At 58.2% G+C, this 19106-nt stretch carries 20 protein-coding genes; 8 read left to right on the top strand and 12 right to left on the bottom strand.

Going from position 1 to position 19106, the window contains the following annotated elements:
• Positions 1 to 518 precede the first annotated feature (518 nt).
• The 3 genes from RUESEDTHA_RS09085 to RUESEDTHA_RS09075 all read right to left on the bottom strand — a co-directional run bounded on the left by RUESEDTHA_RS09085 (position 519) and on the right by RUESEDTHA_RS09075 (position 1935).
• Positions 519 to 968, bottom strand: a complete 450-nt coding sequence (locus RUESEDTHA_RS09085) for a hypothetical protein (RefSeq protein ID WP_180886373.1) — start codon at positions 966 to 968, stop codon at positions 519 to 521.
• Between the two features lie 183 nt (positions 969 to 1151).
• Positions 1152 to 1637 (bottom strand): hypothetical protein, encoded by a 486-nt coding sequence (locus tag RUESEDTHA_RS09080; RefSeq protein ID WP_180886370.1) that lies wholly within the window; start codon positions 1635 to 1637, stop codon positions 1152 to 1154.
• A 118-nt stretch (positions 1638 to 1755) separates the two neighbouring features.
• Positions 1756 to 1935 carry a CTP synthetase gene (locus tag RUESEDTHA_RS09075; protein ID WP_180886368.1) on the bottom strand — a complete coding sequence of 60 codons (180 nt, stop codon included), beginning with the start codon at positions 1933 to 1935 and terminating at the stop codon, positions 1756 to 1758.
• A 328-nt stretch (positions 1936 to 2263) separates the two neighbouring features.
• Between RUESEDTHA_RS09075 and RUESEDTHA_RS09070 the strand changes: the two genes are divergently transcribed.
• Positions 2264 to 3175 (top strand): hypothetical protein, encoded by a 912-nt coding sequence (locus tag RUESEDTHA_RS09070; protein ID WP_180886366.1) that lies wholly within the window; start codon positions 2264 to 2266, stop codon positions 3173 to 3175.
• A gap of 44 nt (positions 3176 to 3219) precedes the next feature.
• On the opposite strand, the gene lepA is transcribed toward RUESEDTHA_RS09070, so the two are convergent.
• Positions 3220 to 5019 carry a translation elongation factor 4 gene (gene lepA / locus RUESEDTHA_RS09065; protein WP_180886364.1) on the bottom strand — a complete coding sequence of 600 codons (1800 nt, stop codon included), beginning with the start codon at positions 5017 to 5019 and terminating at the stop codon, positions 3220 to 3222.
• 255 nt (positions 5020 to 5274) lie between these two features.
• Between lepA and RUESEDTHA_RS09060 the strand changes: the two genes are divergently transcribed.
• Positions 5275 to 5583 (top strand): hypothetical protein, encoded by a 309-nt coding sequence (locus RUESEDTHA_RS09060; protein ID WP_180886362.1) that lies wholly within the window; start codon positions 5275 to 5277, stop codon positions 5581 to 5583.
• 66 nt (positions 5584 to 5649) lie between these two features.
• Positions 5650 to 6591, top strand: coding sequence for a LysR family transcriptional regulator (locus tag RUESEDTHA_RS09055; RefSeq protein ID WP_180886360.1), 942 nt, complete (start codon positions 5650 to 5652; stop codon positions 6589 to 6591).
• Here RUESEDTHA_RS09055 and RUESEDTHA_RS09050 read toward each other — a convergent pair.
• On the bottom strand, positions 6588 to 7031 hold the full coding sequence (locus RUESEDTHA_RS09050; RefSeq protein WP_180886358.1) for a low molecular weight protein-tyrosine-phosphatase: 444 nt from the start codon (positions 7029 to 7031) through the stop codon (positions 6588 to 6590). The two genes, RUESEDTHA_RS09055 and RUESEDTHA_RS09050, sit on opposite strands and share 4 nt — an antisense overlap.
• A gap of 28 nt (positions 7032 to 7059) precedes the next feature.
• Here RUESEDTHA_RS09050 and RUESEDTHA_RS09045 point away from each other — a divergent pair, with 28 nt between their 5' ends.
• Both RUESEDTHA_RS09045 and RUESEDTHA_RS09040 read left to right on the top strand, forming a co-directional pair.
• Positions 7060 to 7755: an NAD-dependent deacylase gene (locus RUESEDTHA_RS09045; protein WP_180886356.1), complete on the top strand. Its 696-nt coding sequence runs from the start codon at positions 7060 to 7062 to the stop codon at positions 7753 to 7755.
• A 64-nt stretch (positions 7756 to 7819) separates the two neighbouring features.
• Positions 7820 to 8428 carry an HdeD family acid-resistance protein gene (locus tag RUESEDTHA_RS09040; RefSeq protein ID WP_171125557.1) on the top strand — a complete coding sequence of 203 codons (609 nt, stop codon included), beginning with the start codon at positions 7820 to 7822 and terminating at the stop codon, positions 8426 to 8428.
• An 81-nt stretch (positions 8429 to 8509) separates the two neighbouring features.
• On the opposite strand, the gene RUESEDTHA_RS09035 is transcribed toward RUESEDTHA_RS09040, so the two are convergent.
• The 4 genes from RUESEDTHA_RS09035 to meaB form a co-directional block, all read right to left on the bottom strand.
• Positions 8510 to 8977, bottom strand: a complete 468-nt coding sequence (locus RUESEDTHA_RS09035) for a copper chaperone PCu(A)C (protein WP_180886354.1) — start codon at positions 8975 to 8977, stop codon at positions 8510 to 8512.
• A 44-nt stretch (positions 8978 to 9021) separates the two neighbouring features.
• A complete protein-coding gene (locus RUESEDTHA_RS20855; RefSeq protein WP_370456778.1) occupies positions 9022 to 9417 on the bottom strand; it encodes a hypothetical protein in 396 nt (131 codons plus the stop codon).
• A gap of 362 nt (positions 9418 to 9779) precedes the next feature.
• Positions 9780 to 10067: a 50S ribosomal protein L28 gene (gene rpmB / locus RUESEDTHA_RS09025; protein WP_180886352.1), complete on the bottom strand. Its 288-nt coding sequence runs from the start codon at positions 10065 to 10067 to the stop codon at positions 9780 to 9782.
• Between the two features lie 163 nt (positions 10068 to 10230).
• Positions 10231 to 11202 carry a methylmalonyl Co-A mutase-associated GTPase MeaB gene (gene meaB / locus RUESEDTHA_RS09020; protein ID WP_180886350.1) on the bottom strand — a complete coding sequence of 324 codons (972 nt, stop codon included), beginning with the start codon at positions 11200 to 11202 and terminating at the stop codon, positions 10231 to 10233.
• Positions 11203 to 11429: 227 nt separating this feature from the next.
• Between meaB and hrpB the strand changes: the two genes are divergently transcribed.
• The 3 genes from hrpB to RUESEDTHA_RS09005 all read left to right on the top strand — a co-directional run bounded on the left by hrpB (position 11430) and on the right by RUESEDTHA_RS09005 (position 16053).
• Positions 11430 to 13862, top strand: coding sequence for an ATP-dependent helicase HrpB (gene hrpB / locus RUESEDTHA_RS09015; RefSeq protein WP_180886348.1), 2433 nt, complete (start codon positions 11430 to 11432; stop codon positions 13860 to 13862).
• Positions 13863 to 14023: 161 nt separating this feature from the next.
• On the top strand, positions 14024 to 14482 hold the full coding sequence (locus RUESEDTHA_RS09010; RefSeq protein ID WP_180886346.1) for an NUDIX hydrolase: 459 nt from the start codon (positions 14024 to 14026) through the stop codon (positions 14480 to 14482).
• A gap of 92 nt (positions 14483 to 14574) precedes the next feature.
• Positions 14575 to 16053 carry an inorganic phosphate transporter gene (locus tag RUESEDTHA_RS09005; protein WP_180886344.1) on the top strand — a complete coding sequence of 493 codons (1479 nt, stop codon included), beginning with the start codon at positions 14575 to 14577 and terminating at the stop codon, positions 16051 to 16053.
• 4 nt (positions 16054 to 16057) lie between these two features.
• On the opposite strand, the gene RUESEDTHA_RS09000 is transcribed toward RUESEDTHA_RS09005, so the two are convergent.
• The 3 genes from RUESEDTHA_RS09000 to RUESEDTHA_RS08990 all read right to left on the bottom strand — a co-directional run bounded on the left by RUESEDTHA_RS09000 (position 16058) and on the right by RUESEDTHA_RS08990 (position 19025).
• A complete protein-coding gene (locus RUESEDTHA_RS09000) occupies positions 16058 to 17032 on the bottom strand; it encodes a 2-dehydropantoate 2-reductase (RefSeq protein WP_180886342.1) in 975 nt (324 codons plus the stop codon).
• 67 nt (positions 17033 to 17099) lie between these two features.
• Positions 17100 to 18062, bottom strand: a complete 963-nt coding sequence (locus tag RUESEDTHA_RS08995) for a pirin family protein (RefSeq protein ID WP_180886339.1) — start codon at positions 18060 to 18062, stop codon at positions 17100 to 17102.
• 117 nt (positions 18063 to 18179) lie between these two features.
• Entirely contained in the window at positions 18180 to 19025 is an 846-nt protein-coding gene (locus RUESEDTHA_RS08990; RefSeq protein WP_180886335.1) for a phytanoyl-CoA dioxygenase family protein, read from the bottom strand.
• Between the last annotated feature and the right edge of the window lie 81 nt (positions 19026 to 19106).

The raw sequence follows: 19106 nt of genomic DNA, 5'->3' as shown, positions 1-19106 counted from the left end.
AAAATTAGCCGTGGATAACGTGTTGATATCCGCAGGGAGCGTTTTGTGGACAACTCCAGAAAACGCGCCCAGACGCAGGTTTGATCAAGGAAAAGTCCAGACTTTAGGAAACGCCCGAATTTGCGGCTGTTTCTGCATGTGCAAACACCTGTGAACGTGAAAGTGAAGCGGGACGTTCAACTTTCGGACGCGCGATCCGTCGAATCGACACCTGTGGATTCGCTTTAAATAGGGCGCCACACAAAAGGAACCAGGGCCGGGCAACACTTCTGCAACCGTCTGCGATGCTGCGCTGAAGCTCACCAGATCCGACTAACCCAAACCAAGAAACGCCGCATTCCAGCTTGGATAGAACCGAACCCTACCGCTGACGGCGGAATTGCCGCCCGACCCGTCTCCTCCCTGTGGAGACATTGGTTCCGTTGTTGAGAAGCGTCCGGCCCGGTCGGAGTTACTTATTACGTACTGCAAACAATCGCAGCCAGTACCCCCTACAGCCCAACCGGGCCGGAAACGCTTCAGTTCACCTGACGTTCCAGAACGGTGCTGTAGGTCGTTCCGTTTCTCAGGCTACGGAAATCCGCAAAAATCTTTCCGTCTTCATACCGGGCGTCGATCAGCGCATTTGCACCAATCACCAAGGGTGAGGTTTCGACAATCCCGATCTTGCCGGATCCATCCAGGCTTATCGTCCCGGTGGCCTCATTCTCGTTCCAATCCGTGTCACCGTCCCGGCGCCACAGGCTTGGCCCCCAAAAGACGTTGTCTTCCTGCACCTGTACATCCAGCATCCATTCGGCCTTGTTGAAACGCGGCTCGGTCCCACGCTGCATATGCGTGGGTTGTACGGTCGTATAGGTCCCCACCCACGTGCCGCGCAGATCGGGCGTGGTATCGGCCATCGCAGCCGTTCCAAGGGTGAGTGTCGTGGCCAAAGCGGCTGCTCCGGCAGTCATATATCTGGTCATGGGCTCTCCTCCCAAAGGTCTGGCCGTTTCCGGCTTGCTGAACAGATTGGATGAGAGAGGGCCGGTTGCAACTAACCTAAGGGAAACTTCATGAAGGGTTTAGGTGACGCTTACCTGCCACGCAGCGCAAAGGTCGCTCTGACCCGAACGCCATTTCCCTAAGCTTCTGTTTAAAATAGTGATTCAGTTCAGCTCAAAGCTACCCGAAATCGTATTGACGAATTTCTGCGTGTCCGGATCGGTGAAGGACGAGAACGTGCCGCCCCCCGTGGCGCTGGCCCAACCGCCCGTGCCGCCGGATACCGACCAGTCGCCGGTCAATGCGCCGTCCGAACCGATCCCCGTGGCGGTCCAGCTCATCACTGCCTTGTCGCCAGAGGTTGTATCAAAGACGCAATTGCCCGCGCCCGACACCTCGGCCCCATTGATCAGCATCGAACCAAAACAGGACCCCGTCGCCCCTTCCAACGGGTGACCGGCGGAAACCTCGAAACTGTCATAGTCGGTCTGAGATTTGATCACCGCGTGCCCGTCCGAGATGCTGAAGACCTGGTTCGAACTGACGCCCGACCCCTTGCCGGCGGCGTCATAACTTTCAGCCATAGCAAAGGTGCTGGACAGGCCGACGGTCAGGGCTGTGATTGCGGTCGCTGTTAAGAAATTGTGCATAATAACCTCTCATTTCTGAGGGTCTTGCGTTGCAAGCGTATAATCAAAAAGGCCGCCTGAACGCGGTCCCCCTGGGGCGGAGGATAACACATTCCGATCTTTGCGTCTAAACCGCGCCTCAACCTTCCAGCTTGCGCGCCACCATGAACGAGACAGGGAAAGCCGCAACAAAGCCCGCAACCGCAGCGATCAACATGGCCGTCCACGAGGCAAAGCCCAAAACCAAAACCGCAATCACGGCGGACCCGGCAAGGGTGGAACCAAGGAAGATGTGAAGGATCAGCGTCAGCGGTGACATAGGGGCCTCGTGTGTTCTGAGTGTTTTGGTGGAGGTTAGAACTGAGGCTGCGGGTGGTCCTTGATCTGGGTCAGGACGTGTCGTGCTTCGGCGCAAAGTCTCAACGCCCACTCGATAGAACAAAGGGCTGCGACCGACCCTAGGGGAAGCGCAAACGCGCCGCCCCATGGCGCGCGTCGGCGCGGCTCGGCGGTGCCGCCGGGCGGGTGCACTGGTCAGATCGAACACGAAAAGATACAAATAAATTACATCATTGTAACGCGACCGTGAACACTTAAATAACTGCAAGGACAGAATAACTCGATAGCAAAATAGAAAAGGAACGAGCTTGAGTAGCCAAGACAAGGAACAACTTGAACTGAACCTGACAATCGTGACCGAAGTCGAAAACGAAGGCGTCGGAATGGGAGTTTTGAGCAACGGGGCTCCCTACCTTACCGGTCGAGGTTTGGCGCGCCTTTGTGGCGTTAGCCCCTCAAACGTTGTTTCTATCGTCGACGACTGGCAGGTTGAACCGCCAAAAAAACGTGTCAATAAAATCAAGGAAATTATCCGCGAAGGTGCTGGCGACGACACCCAAGCCTTCATCACGGCTCAAAGAAGCGGATCAATCCACCATGCATTTCCAGAGCATGTGTGCATGGCAATCCTCGAATACTACGCGCTTGATTCAGCGACACCTAACGACCATGCGAGAAGTGCGTATCGAACGCTCGCTAGAAAGGGCTTCACAGATTTTGTTTACGAACAAGTCGGACTGCCGCGAAATGCGTCAACCGCTGACTTGGCCACTGTTCAATATATGGACCGTGTCGGGCTCTTTGAAAATGCAGTTCCAATGGGATACTTTAGTATTTTTAAAGAGATCGCAGAGATGTTCGCGTCCCTAGTTCATCAAGGAGTAATGATAGATTCTGGGTTTGTACCCGATATTAGTGTCGGCCTCGCATGGGCTAAGTACTGGAAGGACGAGAACCTGCAAGCCGTTCACGGCATGCGCCAGAGTTTCAAAAGTAGTTACCCAAGTTACTATCCACAATCTGCGGCAGGACCAATCGACACCTATTGCTACCCCGATGATGCACTACCGGAGTTTCGGAAATGGCTGCGAACTGTCTACTACAAAGAAAAATTAGCGCCATATCTCAAATCTAAGGTAAAATCAGGTAGCATTGCTCCGGTCAAAGCAACCGAAATTATTGATGGGTTTAAGCCAGTTGCGCTACCCAAACCAAACTAACCCGAAGTATCAATGCCGCCAACAAAAGGCAGCGGCATTAATATTTAGCTATCCATCTTCAACGCAGAAATAAACGCCTCCTGCGGGATGTCGACCTTCCCGAACTGGCGCATCTTCTTCTTGCCCGCCTTCTGCTTGTCCAGCAGTTTGCGTTTCCGTGTGGCATCCCCGCCATAACACTTCGCGGTCACGTCCTTGCGCAGAGCTGAGAGGGTTTCGCGGGCGATGACCTTGCCTCCGATGGCGGCCTGGATCGGGATTTTGAACATGTGGCGCGGGATCAGGTCCTTGAGCTTTTCGCACATCGCCCGGCCCCGCATCTCGGCCCGGTCGCGGTGAACCATGGTTGACAGGGCATCAACGGGTTCGTCATTCACCAGCACCGACATCTTGACCAGATTATCCTCGGTATAACCGGTCATCTGATAGTCAAAGCTGGCGTAACCCTTTGTTACCGATTTCAGGCGATCATAGAAATCGAACACAACTTCGTTGAGGGGAAGGTCGTACACAACCATCGCGCGTGACCCGGCATAGGTCAGGTCCAGTTGGATACCCCGACGGTCCTGGCAGAGTTTCAACACGTCGCCGAGGTATTCGTCGGGCACAAGAATGGTCGCTTTGATGCGCGGTTCCTCGATATGGTCGACCTTGGACGGATCGGGCATGTCGGCGGGGTTGTGCAGCTCGATCATCTCGCCGTCTTTCATGTAGACGTGATAGATCACCGACGGAGCGGTGGTGATGAGCTCGATATCATATTCGCGTTCGATGCGGTCGCGGATGACCTCAAGGTGCAACAGCCCCAGGAAGCCGCAGCGGAAGCCAAAGCCCAGCGCTGCTGAGGTTTCCATCTCAAAGCTGAACGAGGCATCGTTCAGGGCCAGTTTGTCAATCGCATCCCGCAGGTCTTCAAACTCGGCCGAGTCCACGGGGAAGAGGCCACAGAACACAACTGGCTGCGCGGGTTTGAAGCCGTCCAGAGCGTCCTCGGTCCCGTTGCGGTCATTGGTGATGGTATCCCCGACGCGGGTGTCGCGGACCTGTTTGATCGAAGCGGTCAGGAAGCCGATCTCACCGGGACCGAGGCTGTCGACCATCTCCATCTCAGGCCGGAAGACACCGACGCGGTCCACATGGTGCAGGGTGCCGTTCGACATGAACTTGACCCGCATCCCCTTTTTCAGCGTACCGTCCATGATGCGAACCAGAACGATCACGCCCAGATAGGCATCGTACCACGAATCCACCAGCATCGCCTTGAGCGGCGCGTCCAGATTGCCCTGCGGCGCGGGCAGTTGCTGCACGATGGCCTCGAGCGTTTCGTGGATGCCCTGCCCCGTCTTGGCGCTGACCTGAATGGCGTCGGTGGCGTCGATGCCGATCACATCCTCGATCTGTTCGGCCACGCGGTCACAATCGGAGGCGGGCAGGTCGATCTTGTTGAGCACCGGCACGATCTCATGATCGGCGTCGATTGCCTGATAGACGTTGGCCAGCGTCTGCGCCTCGACCCCTTGGGTCGAGTCCACAACCAGCAGAGAGCCCTCAACCGCGCGCATGGACCGGCTGACCTCATAGGCAAAGTCCACATGGCCGGGGGTGTCGATCAGGTTCAACACGTATTCCTCGCCATTGTCGGCGGTATAGTCGATGCGGACCGTGTTGGCCTTGATAGTGATGCCGCGTTCCCGCTCGATATCCATGCTGTCGAGCAGCTGTTCCTTCATGTCGCGATCCTTGACCGTTCCGGTCTCTTGGATGAGCCGGTCAGCAAGGGTGGATTTGCCATGGTCGATATGCGCGACGATGGAGAAATTGCGGATATGAGCGAGGTCTGTCATAGCGTCGGGATATGGTTCGAAAACGTGCGCTGGTCAAGGTGGGACAAAGCCGCCTGCGATCCTTATTTCCTTGGAATAACCCGTCGGGTCGCGCGCAGCCGCGTGCGGCCCTAATTTGGCCATTCTTTTCGCCACAATAAAAGAAATCACATTTCTGCATCGTGAGATTGATCCCGAGTCCGGTTTGATTCATACTCACGCGCATACCGAGAGGGGCGCTAGATCCCTCCGGGCAGGCAAAAACGAGGCTCGAGTATGAAACAGTTCCTCTTTATCGCAATATGCGCCGCGTCGCTGATGGCGGTGGCTCCGGTGGCAAATGCGGCCCAGATCAAACAGGCATGTCTGGCGTCCGACCGTTCGGCTGCCACGCGAGACCGGTGCAGTTGCATTCAGCGCGTGGCCAATCAGGCCCTTACACGCAGCGACCAGAAAACCGTCGCCAAGTGGTTCACCGACCCACACCAAGCACAAGAGCTGAAAATGTCTCAGACTGCGCGGGACGATGCCCTGTGGGACAGGTATCGGGCCTTTGGCCAGATGGCGCAGGCGATTTGCAGCTAAGCCAGCCCTACGCCTTGACCTGACACGCCCTGCGCCCCAGAAAAGGCGCAGCGAAAGGTGTACTATATGGTTATGAAAGGGCTTACCCTGCGCGGCCTCGAAGTGTTCGAAGCGCTGGCGCGGACAGGCTCGGTGGCTCAGGCGGCCGAGATTACGGGCCTCAGCCAGCCATCGGTCTCGCAACAATTGCGCAATCTGGAAAATGCCTTGGGCACCGAACTGGTCGACCATGGACGTCGCCCGATGCGGCTGACGCAGGCCGGGCGCAGTTTCCTGACTCGAACCGAGGCAATTCTGGCCGAGCTCCAGATGGCCCAGAGCGAACTGACAGTGATGGACCTTGGCCATCTGACCACGTTGTCCATCGGGTTGATCGACGATTTCGACAACGACCTGACGCCGCGGTTGGCCACGTTGCTGGCTGACAGCCTGACCCGGTCAAAGTTCAAACTGATCACGCTGCCCAGCCTTGACCTGTTTGCGGACCTCGAGGCCCAACGCCTGCACATGGCCGTATCCGCACATTCCGGTGAGGTGCTTGAAGGCGTTGTGGAATACCCGTTGGTTCAGGACCCATTTATTCTTGTGACCCCTAAAGGGGCCGCAAACGCGATGCAGGACCTGCCCTTTTTGCGCTATGCGCGGGAACAGTTGATAAGCCGTCAGATCGAAGCGCACATGTCCCGACAGCAGCTTGAATTTGAGGAACGGTTCGAAATCGGCTCTCACCTGGCACTGATGGCGATGGTTGCGCGTGGATTGGGATGGGCGATTACGACCCCGCTGGGGTACATGCGTGCGGCACGTTTCCACGATGGGCTCGAAGCACATCCGGCTCCGTTCGGGGAATTCGCCCGCATGATCTCGCTGTTCACCCGCACCGACTGGTCCGATCAGGTACCGCAAGAGGTCGCTGGCATGATGCGCCGCCTCATGCGCACTCAGATCGTCGATCCAACTTTGGAGCAATTGCCATGGCTCAGTGACCGGCTCAAGGTCATGGGTTAACCGCCCAAGTGCTCATCCAAGCCATCAACGGCAGCCTCTATCAAGTCCAACGCACCGTCGAAATCGCGTGTGTAATACGGGTCCGGCACGTGATCGGCCCCCAAGTGGGGTGCGAAATCGGTTAGCAGGCGCACGGGAGTGTCGTTTCCTTCAGGGCGTAGGCCCTCGATATCCGCGATGTTATTCGCATCCATTCCGATAATCAGGTCGAACCTGTGGAAATCCTCGGCTGTAAACTGACGGGCGCGCAGATCGCTTAAGGCGATCCCACGCGCAAGAGCGGCCTCTTGCATCGGGCCGTAAGGTGGATTGCCAACATGCCATCCCGCCGTCCCGGCGCTGTCGCTGGAGTGGTGCGGCGCACGCGCCCGAAAAACGCCCTCGGCGGCAGGGGAACGGCAGATATTGCCTAGGCAGACAAACAGGATACGGTGGCTCATAGGCCAATGTGTAGCGCGAAGGGCAAAGATGGAAAAGATCGTCATTCTCACTGGGGCCGGGATTTCTGCGGAAAGCGGACTGGGCACGTTTCGCGACGAAGGGGGCTTGTGGTCACAACACCGGATCGAAGACGTGGCGACGCCCGAAGGATTTGCCCGCGATCCCGCGTTGGTTCAAGGGTTTTACAATGCCCGACGCGCGCAGGCGGCAAAGGCGGAACCGAACCAGGCCCACCATGCGCTTGCTCACCTTCAGCAAGACTGGCCCGGAGAAGTCGTGATCGTAACCCAAAACGTCGACGGCCTGCACGAAGCGGGTGGCGCCCTAGATGTAATCCACATGCACGGCATACTCGCCGGCGCACTTTGTGCTGCGTGCGGCCATCGCTGGACGGCACCGCCCGAGATGTCTGTGGGCGAACCTTGCCCAGCCTGCGCTGCCCCTACTGCGCGGCCAGACGTGGTCTGGTTCGGCGAGATGCCCTATCACATGGACACGATCTATGATCACCTGGCCGGGGCTTCGGTCTTTGCATCCATTGGCACATCGGGCCAAGTCTACCCCGCCGCCGCGTTCGTGCACGAAGCCGCCATGTCCGGTGCGCGCACCGTTGAGCTTAACCTTGAGCCGTCGACCGGGGCGTCCAGCTTCGATGATGTGATCCTTGGCCCGGCATCAGAAACCGTGCCGCGATGGGTGGACGAATTGCTGGGGCAGCGATAACCGGCAGACAAGAGCCCGAATTATCGTTAACATTTAAGGAGTAACCATTCTCAAAGGGGCTCCCATGACCGATCCCAATACCCAACAAGGCGAAATTCTGGACGATCAGGGACCGGATGGCCGAGACGCGCTTGGCGATCAATTGGCAGACCTGTGGTGGACCTTCCTGCTACGCGGCATTCTGGCCGGGGTGCTTGGTATCGCCGCGTTGTTCTGGCCTACGGGCAGCATCTCGCTCCTGCTCAGACTTGTTGGGCTATTGCTGGTGTTCGACGGCGGCCTGACCTTGCTGGGTTTCGGGCGGCGCGGCCTGATCGGAGGCGTTGGAATCGGCGCCCTTCTGATCGGCCTCATTCTGCTGATCTGGCCCGAGGGCGTCGCCCGCCTGACCTTCTTCCTGCTGGGCGCATGGGCGTTGATCGTTGGAGTGGGTTCGCTGATGGCTTGGCGTCAGATGCCCGACCAGAACCCGGACGCGGCCACGGTGCGTAACTCGGGGATTGTGGCGCTGGTTATCGGACTTGTGCTGCTGTTCTGGCCCGGCAGCGGGATGGTCGCCCTGGGTTGGGCAATCGCCTTTTCGGCATTGGCCTTCTCGGTCGTTATGTTCTTCCTCGCCGCGCGCTTCAAACGGGCCCATGATCGCATCGCAATGCGCGTCGTGAACCGCTGAAACGCAACGCAAACAGGCCGGGGATTACCCGGCCTGACGCATGGATGACGGCCGTATCGCGGCCCGAAGAAAAGCGTAGCCTTAGTGGTTGTGTGACCCGTGGTCGCCTTTGCGTTCCAGATCGACCGGAATGTCGACCACGATCTCACCAGCCTTTTCAAAAACCAGCGTGACAGGCACAGTTGCGCCTTGTTCGAACGGTGCCGAAATCCCCATAAACATTACGTGATCCCCGCCACGCTTCAGCATATGAGTTTCTCCGGCCGGGATGACGAACCCCTCTTCGACATGAAGCATCTTGGCCACGCCGTTGTCATCAACCTGATGAGTGTGCAGCTCGACCCGTGCCGCAACATCCGATTCGGCTGCGATCAAACGGTCGTCGGTCTCACCCAAGTTCTGGATCATCATGAAAGCGGCACCCGCCTTTGCGGACTTGCCCGACGAACGCGCATAGGCGTCCTCGACGGTGATGCTATCTTGCGCCCAGGCGGCAGTTGCAAGGGTAACGGCGGTAACGGTGGCCAGCATTTTGTAGGTGAAGGACATAAAGCCTCTCCTGATTTGAGTTCTTGATAAAATGGAAAACAGTATCAAGCCAAATTGGGAGGTGCGCGCGCCGATTGTGAGGCAACCGACGGCGTGATGAGATCACCCAAGCCACGCTTCAACCTCGGCTGGGGTTGCTTTGGCGCGTCGGGAAGCGCAGCGTCCGCCATGGAAACAGCGCCCAACACGGTCAAAGCAAAGTCAGGGCAAAAATGCGGGGCCTGCGTCGGTTGCCCTTCGGCATCGACGTAGACAACAACCGGACCGTTTCCGGTACACAGCACCATTTGACCGACCGCAGCATCGACCCCGCGCGAAACTGCAAAACCCTGCCCCGTCAAAATAACGAGCAGCGAAAGCGCAAAGGGTAGAATTCTGGTCAGAGCGGGTTTCATTCTGCCAAGGGTATAGGCCAGAGACAATTCCGGCTTCAAGCGCATTCAGACGCTTGAAGCCTTGGGGTCAGACGAAAGTGTCAGCGGTCTAATTCCCGGCGTTTGACGGACCCTTTGGTCAGACTCGTATGCAGCCGGTTCACCTGACGTTGCATCCGAAAGCATGTCCCAAAGGTCTTGCCGAAAAATGCGGCCAACACTGAGAAAGAATCGAAAGATTTGAAAGACATGAGGGCAAACTCCGCCAAAAATATGCCTAAACATATTCCGTTCAGAATTCGCTGTATGTGATCAAAGTTACGCTTCAGGATCCAATTGCACCGAAATCGCGAACATTCTTAATCCAGACAAAAGCAAAGGCCCTGCACCACGTGGGTACAGGGCCTGAAATTCGCAGTAAAAAAAGTTTAGGCCGAAGCTTGTGCCTTGGCGATTTCCTTTTTCACTTTCAGTGCGTTCGCGGACAGTTCTTCGTCCTTGGCTTTGGCCAGGAACGCGTCCAGACCACCGCGGTGATCAACCGAACGCAGAGCAGCGGCAGTAATGCGCAGCTTGACGCCACGGCCCAGAGTCTCGGACTGCAGGGTAACGTCGTTCAGGTTGGGCAGAAAACGACGACGAGTTCTGTTTTTGGCGTGGCTGACATTGTTGCCAGTCATCGGGCCTTTTCCGGTCAGTTCGCAACGGCGCGACATGGTTTCTTCCTTTGTTTCTGGAGGCCGGGCATACTGCCCTCGGCCAAATCACAAGGGGCGCAACCCGAAGTCGCGCCCGAAAACTGGTTGGATGCGTGTAGTGGGAATCGCCGGAAGGGTCAAGACGGGCCAGCAGAATTCTTTGACTTTACCTGTCACCCCTTCAGGCCAGCGTCGTAAGCATCTCTTCCGCCGCCGCGGCAGGGCTTATCCGGCCTTGTGAAACTTCGGTGCTCAGACGCTCCATCTCGGCCCGCGCCCGCGCAGTTGCCAGCCGCGACAGAAGCGCCGAACGCACTTCCTGCTCGAACCAATACTGCGCCTGCACCGCCCGGTTCCTTTCCCAATGACCCGAGTCGCGACGCCATTGGGTCAGGGACTGAATTTCGGACCACGCGTCTTCCAACCCATGTTCCTCGACCGCAGAAACCGTCATGGCCTTGGGAAACCCTTCGGGGTCCTGCGGGCGTTTGCGCAGCAGGCGCAAGGCACCGGCGTAGTCGGCGCAGGTGCGCGTGGCTGTCGCCTTGAGATCGCCATCCGCCTTGTTCACCAGGATCATATCCGCCATTTCCATGATACCGCGCTTGACGCCCTGCAACTCATCGCCGCCCGCAGGCGCGAGCAGCAACAGGAACAGGTCGGACAGTTCGGACACAACGGTTTCCGATTGGCCAACACCCACGGTTTCGATCAGCACAACGTCAAACCCAGCCGCTTCGCACAATGCGATTGCCTCGCGTGTGCGACGGGCCACGCCGCCAAGATGCGACTGGCTGGGCGACGGGCGGATAAAGGCGGCGCGTTCGCGGCTCAGACGCTCCATTCGGGTTTTGTCGCCCAGAATTGAACCGCCCGATCGGGCAGAGCTGGGATCAACAGCCAGAACCGCCACGCGAAGCCCTATACCGATCAGCATCATGCCAAAGCTCTCGATAAAGGTGGATTTGCCCACCCCCGGCGTCCCTGACAATCCGATCCGCAGCGCCTGCCTGTCTGACCCTGCCAATTGAGCCAGCAATTCCGTCGCCTGCGCCCGATGATCGGCGCGGCCACTTTCAACCAGCGTAATGGCACGGGCCAAAGCACGCCTGTCTCCGTTCAAAATCCTGTCTGCCAGGCCGTCTATTTCCATTTTGACCCCGATCCTCTGCGGCAGGTCTACTTGCCGCCCCAAAGGGGTGTTTGTCCAGACCATAGGGTTCGGGAAATGCAACCACGGCCAGCTATTCGCGCTAGGGTGTTGCGGCCTGTCCTCTGTTGGCGTCTGCGAAAACCGTGATCCCCGTTGATGCACACCTCTGGCCATGTTCCCACAGGGCAGAACTGGACGTTGGGGGACCATTCGCGGATAAAGCCACCATGACACGCCTGCCTATCGACGACGCCATTCCCGATCTTATCGAAGCTTTGAAAGCTTCGGGCCGCGCTGTGCTTCAGGCCCCTCCGGGTGCGGGTAAGACAACTCGGGTGCCGTTAGCGATACTGGATGCCGGGCTGTGTGACGGTCGGATTGTCATGCTTGAGCCACGCAGGCTGGCGGCGCGCGCAGCCGCTGAACGCATGGCGGAAACTCTTGGTCAGCGCGCTGGCGAAACGGTCGGATACCGCGTGCGTGGCGAAACAAAAGTGTCCAAGACCACCCGGATCGAGGTTGTGACCGAAGGGATTTTGACGCGTATGCTGCAATCCGAGCCCGATCTTCCCGGCGTGGGCGCGGTTATCTTCGATGAATTTCACGAAAGATCACTGAACGCGGACCTTGGACTTGCATTATGTCTTGAAGTAACGGGGGCGCTGAGGGACGACCTTATCCTTCTGGCCATGTCTGCGACATTGGATGCCGAACCGGTAGGACGCCTGATGGATGCCCTGCTGGTCACCTCCGAAGGCCGCAGCTTTCCTGTTGAAACGCGTTGGCTTGACCATCCAATGGGGACACAGGCGCGAAGGCTGGACGCATTGGTGGATCTGGTCACTCAGGCCGAACGGGAAACCGATGGGGGGATGCTGGTTTTCCTTCCCGGCGAAGGTGAAATCCGCCGCGCCGAGGCCGCGTTGACCCGTCGCTTGCCCAAGGACTGCACGATCAGGCCGCTTTTTGGGTCGATGCCTTTCGCAGAGCAGCGCAAGGCGATCGCTCCGGTTGATAGCGGCCGCAAAGTGGTATTGGCCACGTCAATTGCCGAAACATCGCTGACCATCCCCGATATTCGTGTGGTCGTCGATATGGGACAGGCGCGGCGAGCAAGGTTCGACCCCGGCTCGGGCATGTCCCGTCTCGTGACGGAACGCGTCACACGCGCCGAAGCGACACAACGCGCAGGTCGCGCCGGGCGGGTGGCCAAAGGTGTTTGCTATCGCCTTTGGTCCAAAGGGGAAGAAGGAGCGCTGGCTGCCTACCCCCCGGCCGAGATCGAAGCCGCCGACCTGACCGGACTGGCATTGGAATTGGCCCTCTGGGGTGCTTCGCCCAGCGATCTGGCCTTTCTAACCCCTCCGCCTGACGGAGCGATGGCCGAAGCACGAAACCTGCTGCAAATGCTGGGCGCGCTCGACAGCAACGGCCGGATTACCGATCACGGACGGGCTTTGGCGGCGCTGCCTTTGCATCCGCGCCTTGGGCACATGCTGGTACAGGCTGGACCCGATGCAGCAATTCTGGCGGCGCTGATGGCAGAACGTGACCCACTTAAAGGTGCTCCGGCGGATGTTCTGCTGCGGCTTGAAGCGTTGCGGGACACTCGGGCCTTTCAACGCAATCGGGTCTGGCAGGTGAACACAGGCGCGGTGGACCGGATCAAGGCCGAGGCCAAGCGGCTGCGCGACCGTGGCAGTCGTTCGGACCTAAGCCCCGCATCCATGGCCGCGCTTGCATATCCCGACAGGATCGGACAGCGGCGAAAGGGTGATGTGCCACGCTATGTCCTGTCCGGCGGCAAAGGGGTCGTGCTGGACGGTGAAGATACGCTGGCAGCCGCCCAGTATCTTGTGGTCACCGACACCGATGGAAATCCGCGAGAAGCGCGTGTACGCATGGCCGCCCAAATTACCGAGCGGGAAATCCGCGACCTGTTTTCGGATCAGATCGACTGGGTCGAAACGTGTGATTGGTCGAAACGCGACCGGCGCGTCATCGCCCGGCGGCAAGAACGGTTTGGCGCTATCACTCTTGATGACCGAATATGGAAAGACGTCCCAAGCGATGCCGTCGCCCACGCAATGCTGGATGGCGTGCGAGACCTCGGGCTGGTTTTGAACGGGGCAGCCGCGCGTCTGGCAGCGCGCGTGGAACTGGTTCGGGCCGAAGGGGTGGACCTGCCGGACTTCTCGAATCAGGGCCTGATGGACACAGTGGAAGACTGGTTGCTGCCCATGCTTGAGGGAGTGCGCAATGCTGAAGACTGGAAACGGTTCGATCTGCTGCCCGCGCTTCGCTCTCGTCTGGATTGGGGACAGACACAAGAATTGGATCGCCGCGCACCCGGCTCTTTTGAGACACCGCTCGGGCGCAAGGTTCCCATCGACTATGGCGGCGCGGTCCCCGAAATCTCGGTACGTTTGCAGGAATTGTTTGGCGTCACGCGTCACCCAATTGTCGGGGGTGAAGCATTGAAGATCACCCTGCTGTCTCCGGCGCAGCGACCGATACAGATCACGCGCGATCTGCCGGGGTTTTGGGCGGGATCCTATGCCGATGTGCGCAAGGACATGCGCGCGCAATACCCCAAACACCCTTGGCCCGAAGACCCAACGCAGGCCGACCCCACGTTGCGGGCGAAACGGCGCAGCTAGAACGCTGTTCGGCAAATAATCACCTTTCCCGCTAGAAATTGCAGCCCTTCGGCAGCAATCAGTGCCGAGATGACGCAGGGTAAAGATAGGTGCATTGAAGATATTCCATTCCGTTGTTATGTGACACACGCATACGTTTCATCCACTCAAGTGAGCCTGTTTTGACAAAATGGTTGCGAAATATCTGGGAAGAGGTCGCCAGACCTTTGTTCCTGCGCCCCCGCCGGGTGCAGTTCGCTGCCCTTTGCCTGAGAAAAACGCAAGACGGGCCCGAAGTTTTGTTGATCACCAGCCGCGAAACGGGCCGATGGGTCATTCCCAAGGGCTGGCCCATGGACGGTTTGGACGGCGCGGAAACAGCCCGGCAAGAAGCATGGGAAGAAGCCGGCGTAAGGCCAGCGAAGCTTGGCCGCAGCCCTGTCGGGCAGTACACATACGACAAAATTCTCAAAGACGGATCGGCTCAGCCGGTATTGACGAATGTGTACCGGGTTGACGTTCAGGAACTGGCGGATGACTTCCCCGAAGTAGGTCAGCGCACGCGCGAGTGGGTTTCGCCCCAGACGGCCGCTGACCGCGTTTGGGAGCCTGAACTCAGCGAGATCCTACGTCACTTGTAACAAAATCGCTACAATTTGATGACAGAGCGGTTGCCCGCACAGGCGAAACCGTTTAGCGGCGTGCGTCAAATCCAGAAAACCGATGAAACCTCATGTCGAATTCGAATTCCAAAACCCGCTGGCAGGCACTGGACAGCGACTTGCACCGCATTTCACGCGTTGAATCTGCAAATGTGTACGTCGCACGCCCCATGCTTGCCCCCGGTATCGCGCTGGCATTCATCGCGCTGGCCGGGTTAACCGCAGCCGTTTTGTTTGGTCAGGCCGACGGAGGGCTGATCGTCGTCGCGGCAGCGGCTTTCGGAGCGTACATGGCGATCAATATCGGTGCCAACGACGTTGCCAATAACATGGGCCCTGCCGTGGGTGCCAACGCGCTGACGATGGGCGGTGCGATTGTTATCGCCGCCATAGCCGAAAGCGCAGGGGCTTTGCTGGCAGGTGGGGATGTAGTTTCGACAATATCCAAGGGCATTATTGACCCGGCCTCGGTTCAAAACAGCAATGTGTTCATCTGGGCGATGATGGCGGCGCTGATTTCCTCGGCATTGTGGGTCAATCTGGCAACGTGGGTCGGCGCACCAGTATCCACGACCCACTCCGTCGTGGGCGGCGTGATGGGGGCTGGCATCGCAGCAGCAGGTCTGAGTGCTGTCAGTTGGGGTACGATGAGTGCGATTGCCGCAAGCTGGGTGATCTCACCCGTACTGGGGGGCGTTATTGCCGCTGGTTTTCTGGCGCTGATCAAAGCGAAAATCCAATATCAGGACGACAAGATTGCCGCCGTACGGCGCTGGGTTCCCATTCTGGTCGCCGTAATGGCCGGGGCATTTGCGACCTATCTGGCGGTCAAGGGTCTAAAGCGGATCGTCAAGGTGGACCTTGAAGTCGCCCTGCTGATCGGCTCGGCCGCTGGTTTGTTGGCATGGACCGTTACGGTACCATGGGTTCGCCGCAAGTCCGAAGGGTTGGAAAACCGCACGAAATCCCTCAAGACGCTTTTTGGTCTGCCTCTGGTCATCTCCGCCGCATTCCTCAGTTTCGCCCACGGAGCAAACGACGTGGCGAATGCCGTTGGCCCCTTGGCCGCCATTGTCCACGCCGCCGAGTTCGGCGATTTCGCGTCCAAAGTGACAATCCCAAGCTGGGTAATGGTGATTGGTGCCTTTGGCATTTCCTTCGGCCTGTTCCTGTTTGGCCCCAAGCTGATCCGTATGGTCGGCAGCCAGATCACCAAGCTGAACCCTATGCGCGCCTTCTGCGTCGCCTTGTCCGCGGCAATCACGGTGATTGTGGCCAGTTGGCTGGGCCTGCCCGTCAGTTCCACCCATATCGCGGTTGGCGGGGTCTTCGGGGTCGGGTTTTACCGCGAATGGCATTCGGACCGCCGGTGGAAAACCTCAAACTATCAGCGACCGCCGGAACGCCGTTTGGCGCGCGAAGAACACAAGCGGCGCAAGCTGGTGCGGCGATCCCATTTCATGACAATCGTGGCAGCATGGGTCATCACGGTGCCCGCCGCCGCAACAATGTCAGCGGTTATTTTCTGGATTCTGACGGCCTTTCAATAAGGCGTTAGGACACGATCCGCTCTGGACCCATTGCTGTTTTCGGTTTCTGTTCGATCAGAGCCCGCACCCGCCGACAGATTGGCGTAGGAATACCGCTGGTTTCACCCAGCCGGACAATTTCCCCCTGCAGGCTGTCGATTTCTGTCGTCCGCCCCGCAAGCAGATCATAGGCCATGGATGTGCGCGCCGAGGGGTCAATGCTGACCATCCGCGCAGCTATTCTTGAAAACACGGGTGTCGGCAAACGTAGAATATGCGGCGTCATCCACGCCGGCAACGGCGTGGTCGAGGCGACAGGAAGCCCGGCTGCCTTTAGAACCGCGAGTGCCTCGGTCATTTGATCCGCCATCAGGCGACGCCAGTTTCGATCGAGAAGTTGCTGTTTCAGCGTCAGCCCGGAAAGCGCGTTCAGCGCGTTGTTAAGATTGATGACCAGTTTGCCCCATTGCACGGCGTCAATGTCGTCACTTTCGACCACGGGCATATCAACGTTGCTTAGAAGCCGCCCCAGGTCGCCCGGGCCACTTTGAATTACAATCTCGCCCGATGTCGCCCTGTGGAAACTGCCAGCACCGGATGGGACGACGTTGAAAGGCACCATTCCTGCACGGACGTCATAGTCCGGCAAGGCGGCACGCAGGGTTCGAACGTTTTCCATCCCGTTTTGCCACGACAGTACAGGGGCCGTTTTGGGCGCATGTTTCGCGATCTGCGCCGCCATATCTGCCGTCGCGCCGGTTTTGACAGTCACGATCACCAAATCCGCGTCTTCCATTCCTTCTGGCGTTTGGGTCAGGGTCAGTTTCGCAGCGGGCACGCGGCGATTCAGGTCCGCAAAATCGCTGACCCTAAGCCCCTGCGCACGGATTGGATCAAGAACATAAGCGCGCCCCAACAAGGTTACGTCATGTCCGGCATCCGCCAACAATGCCCCGCAGTAACATCCAATGCTGCCCGCGCCCGCAATCACGATTTTCATGGCATCCTCCGTCTAGGCGCAAGGATTGCCGGGATTCAGGACGCGGGCAAGACCCCTTTACGTTCGGTTAGCGCGCCAAACGGGGGCGGGTACGCGCCAATTCTTCCGAGATGGGAATGAACTCCTGGTCGTCGCCGGGCGGCAGGTGAAAAGCTCCATTTGCCCAGTCAGCCGTCTTCCATTCGCGGGTCGCTGTCTCGATCTTTTCTTTCGAAGAGGACACGAAATTCCACCAGATATATCGATCCTCATTCAATGTCGCGCCCCCCAGAAGCATCAGGCGCGCGCCCAACGGACCAGCCTTGACCGACAGGCGATCACCCGGGCGAAAGACCATCATCCGGCCTTCCTCGAACGTGTCGCCTGCAATCTCGACAGAGCCTTGGGTGACATAGACGCCGCGATCCTCATGATCATCTGGCAAGGGAAACGAGGCACCCGGATCCAACTGAACGTCGAGGTAAAAGGTCTCAGACAACATCGTAACGGGACTGGTCTCACCATATGCCGACCCGAGGATCAATCTGGCGCTGACGCCGTTATCCTGAATATGGGGCAGCACACCTTGTTTGTGATGTTCAAAATCAGGGGCCATGTCCTCATGCGCTTCGGGCAGCGCGATCCAGGTCTGGATACCGAACAGGTTGTGCCTTTTGCTGCGCGTTTCTTCGCTGGTTCGCTCAGAATGGGTCACGCCGCGACCTGCCACCATCCAATTGACCTCACCAGGGTAGATCATCTGATGCGTGCCAAGGCTGTCGCGATGCTCAAATTCACCCTGATACAGATAAGTGACGGTTCCCAGACCGATATGAGGATGCGGGCGCACATCAATACCACCATCCGTAATAAATTCAGCCGGACCCATCTGATCGAAGAAGATGAAAGGCCCCACAAGCTGTCGTTTTACCGACGGCAGAGCGCGGCGCACTTCGAACCCGCCCAGATCACGAGCGCGTGGTATGATCAGCGTTTCAAGGGCTGAATTCTCAGAAACACAGTCGGGGTTATGTGTGGGATTCCAACTCATTCCTGCACCTCTTGCGTTCAAAGAATTTTCGTTCACTGATGCAGAATATAGGGCGAAATTTACGAAATAAATTTGCAAATCCGCACACAAATCGTGCGGAGCTTTCCCGGCCTATCCTCATTCGCCAGTGGGTCGCGGCCAAAGCCGGGGAAAGAACGCGCCGTCTAAACGATCACCTCCGCGATACCCCGCCGCTTCGAATTGCGCGCGTTCCTCTTTGGCCCAGTCCCCTCGGTACCGGATGGCTCCGTCTGGGGCTGTCATCCGCAGTGTAAAACGCCGCACCGTTTCAGTTGGCGTGACCGAGGAAAGCCCCCCGTGCAGGGTTCGCATATCGAAAAAGATACAATCCCCCAGCTGCATATCCCATTGCAGCAAGTCAAAGGCGTCGGGATTTGCGTTGACGTTTGGCGGAGGGTGATAGGTGAGGCCGGCCACCTCGGTCGGTTCGTAACTGGGATGCCCATCCGCGAAACGCACCCGCATGAACAGCTTGTCCCACAAATGCGATCCTTTCACGAATGCGATGCCATTCTGCTTGATCACTGGCTCCAAAGGAAGCCACAGGACACACATCGTTCCTTCGAAATCGAAATAGGACAGATCCTGATGAAATGGAGGGCGAGACATCGACCCGGCCTCACGTAGAAACCAGTTATCCATGACCAGATTGATCGACGGCGCGCCCAACAGCTGCGCCGCAAGCGGGGCGCAGGGCGAGTTGAATACGAAATCCGTAAATTGCGGGATTTTGTTCCACGCCCAAAAATCTTCGAAGTAACCTGGCGCATCCGGGTCTTTCGTGTGGCGGGTAAAATTTTCAGTAGGTGCTGTCAGGTCAGCGCCGATCCCATCGCGCAGTGTCTGCAGCCAAGACGCAGAGAATTTTGAGCGTAACACGACTGCTCCGTCGCGCTGGAACGCAGCAACTTCTGCGGCTGAAACGTACTCGGACTGGGTCATGGGCCAGGGCCTTCCGGCAGGAGGGGCGTGTACAAAGGATCGCACCCGGCGGACGGGCCGTCAAAGCAATTCACAATTCCC

Origin of the sequence: Ruegeria sp. THAF57 (assembly GCF_903914075.1) — a bacterium.
In the GTDB taxonomy this organism is placed as follows: Bacteria; Pseudomonadota; Alphaproteobacteria; order Rhodobacterales; family Rhodobacteraceae; genus Ruegeria.
The sequence above is the reverse complement of the archived record's forward strand: the minus strand, read 5'-3'. Positions and strand labels throughout refer to the sequence as shown.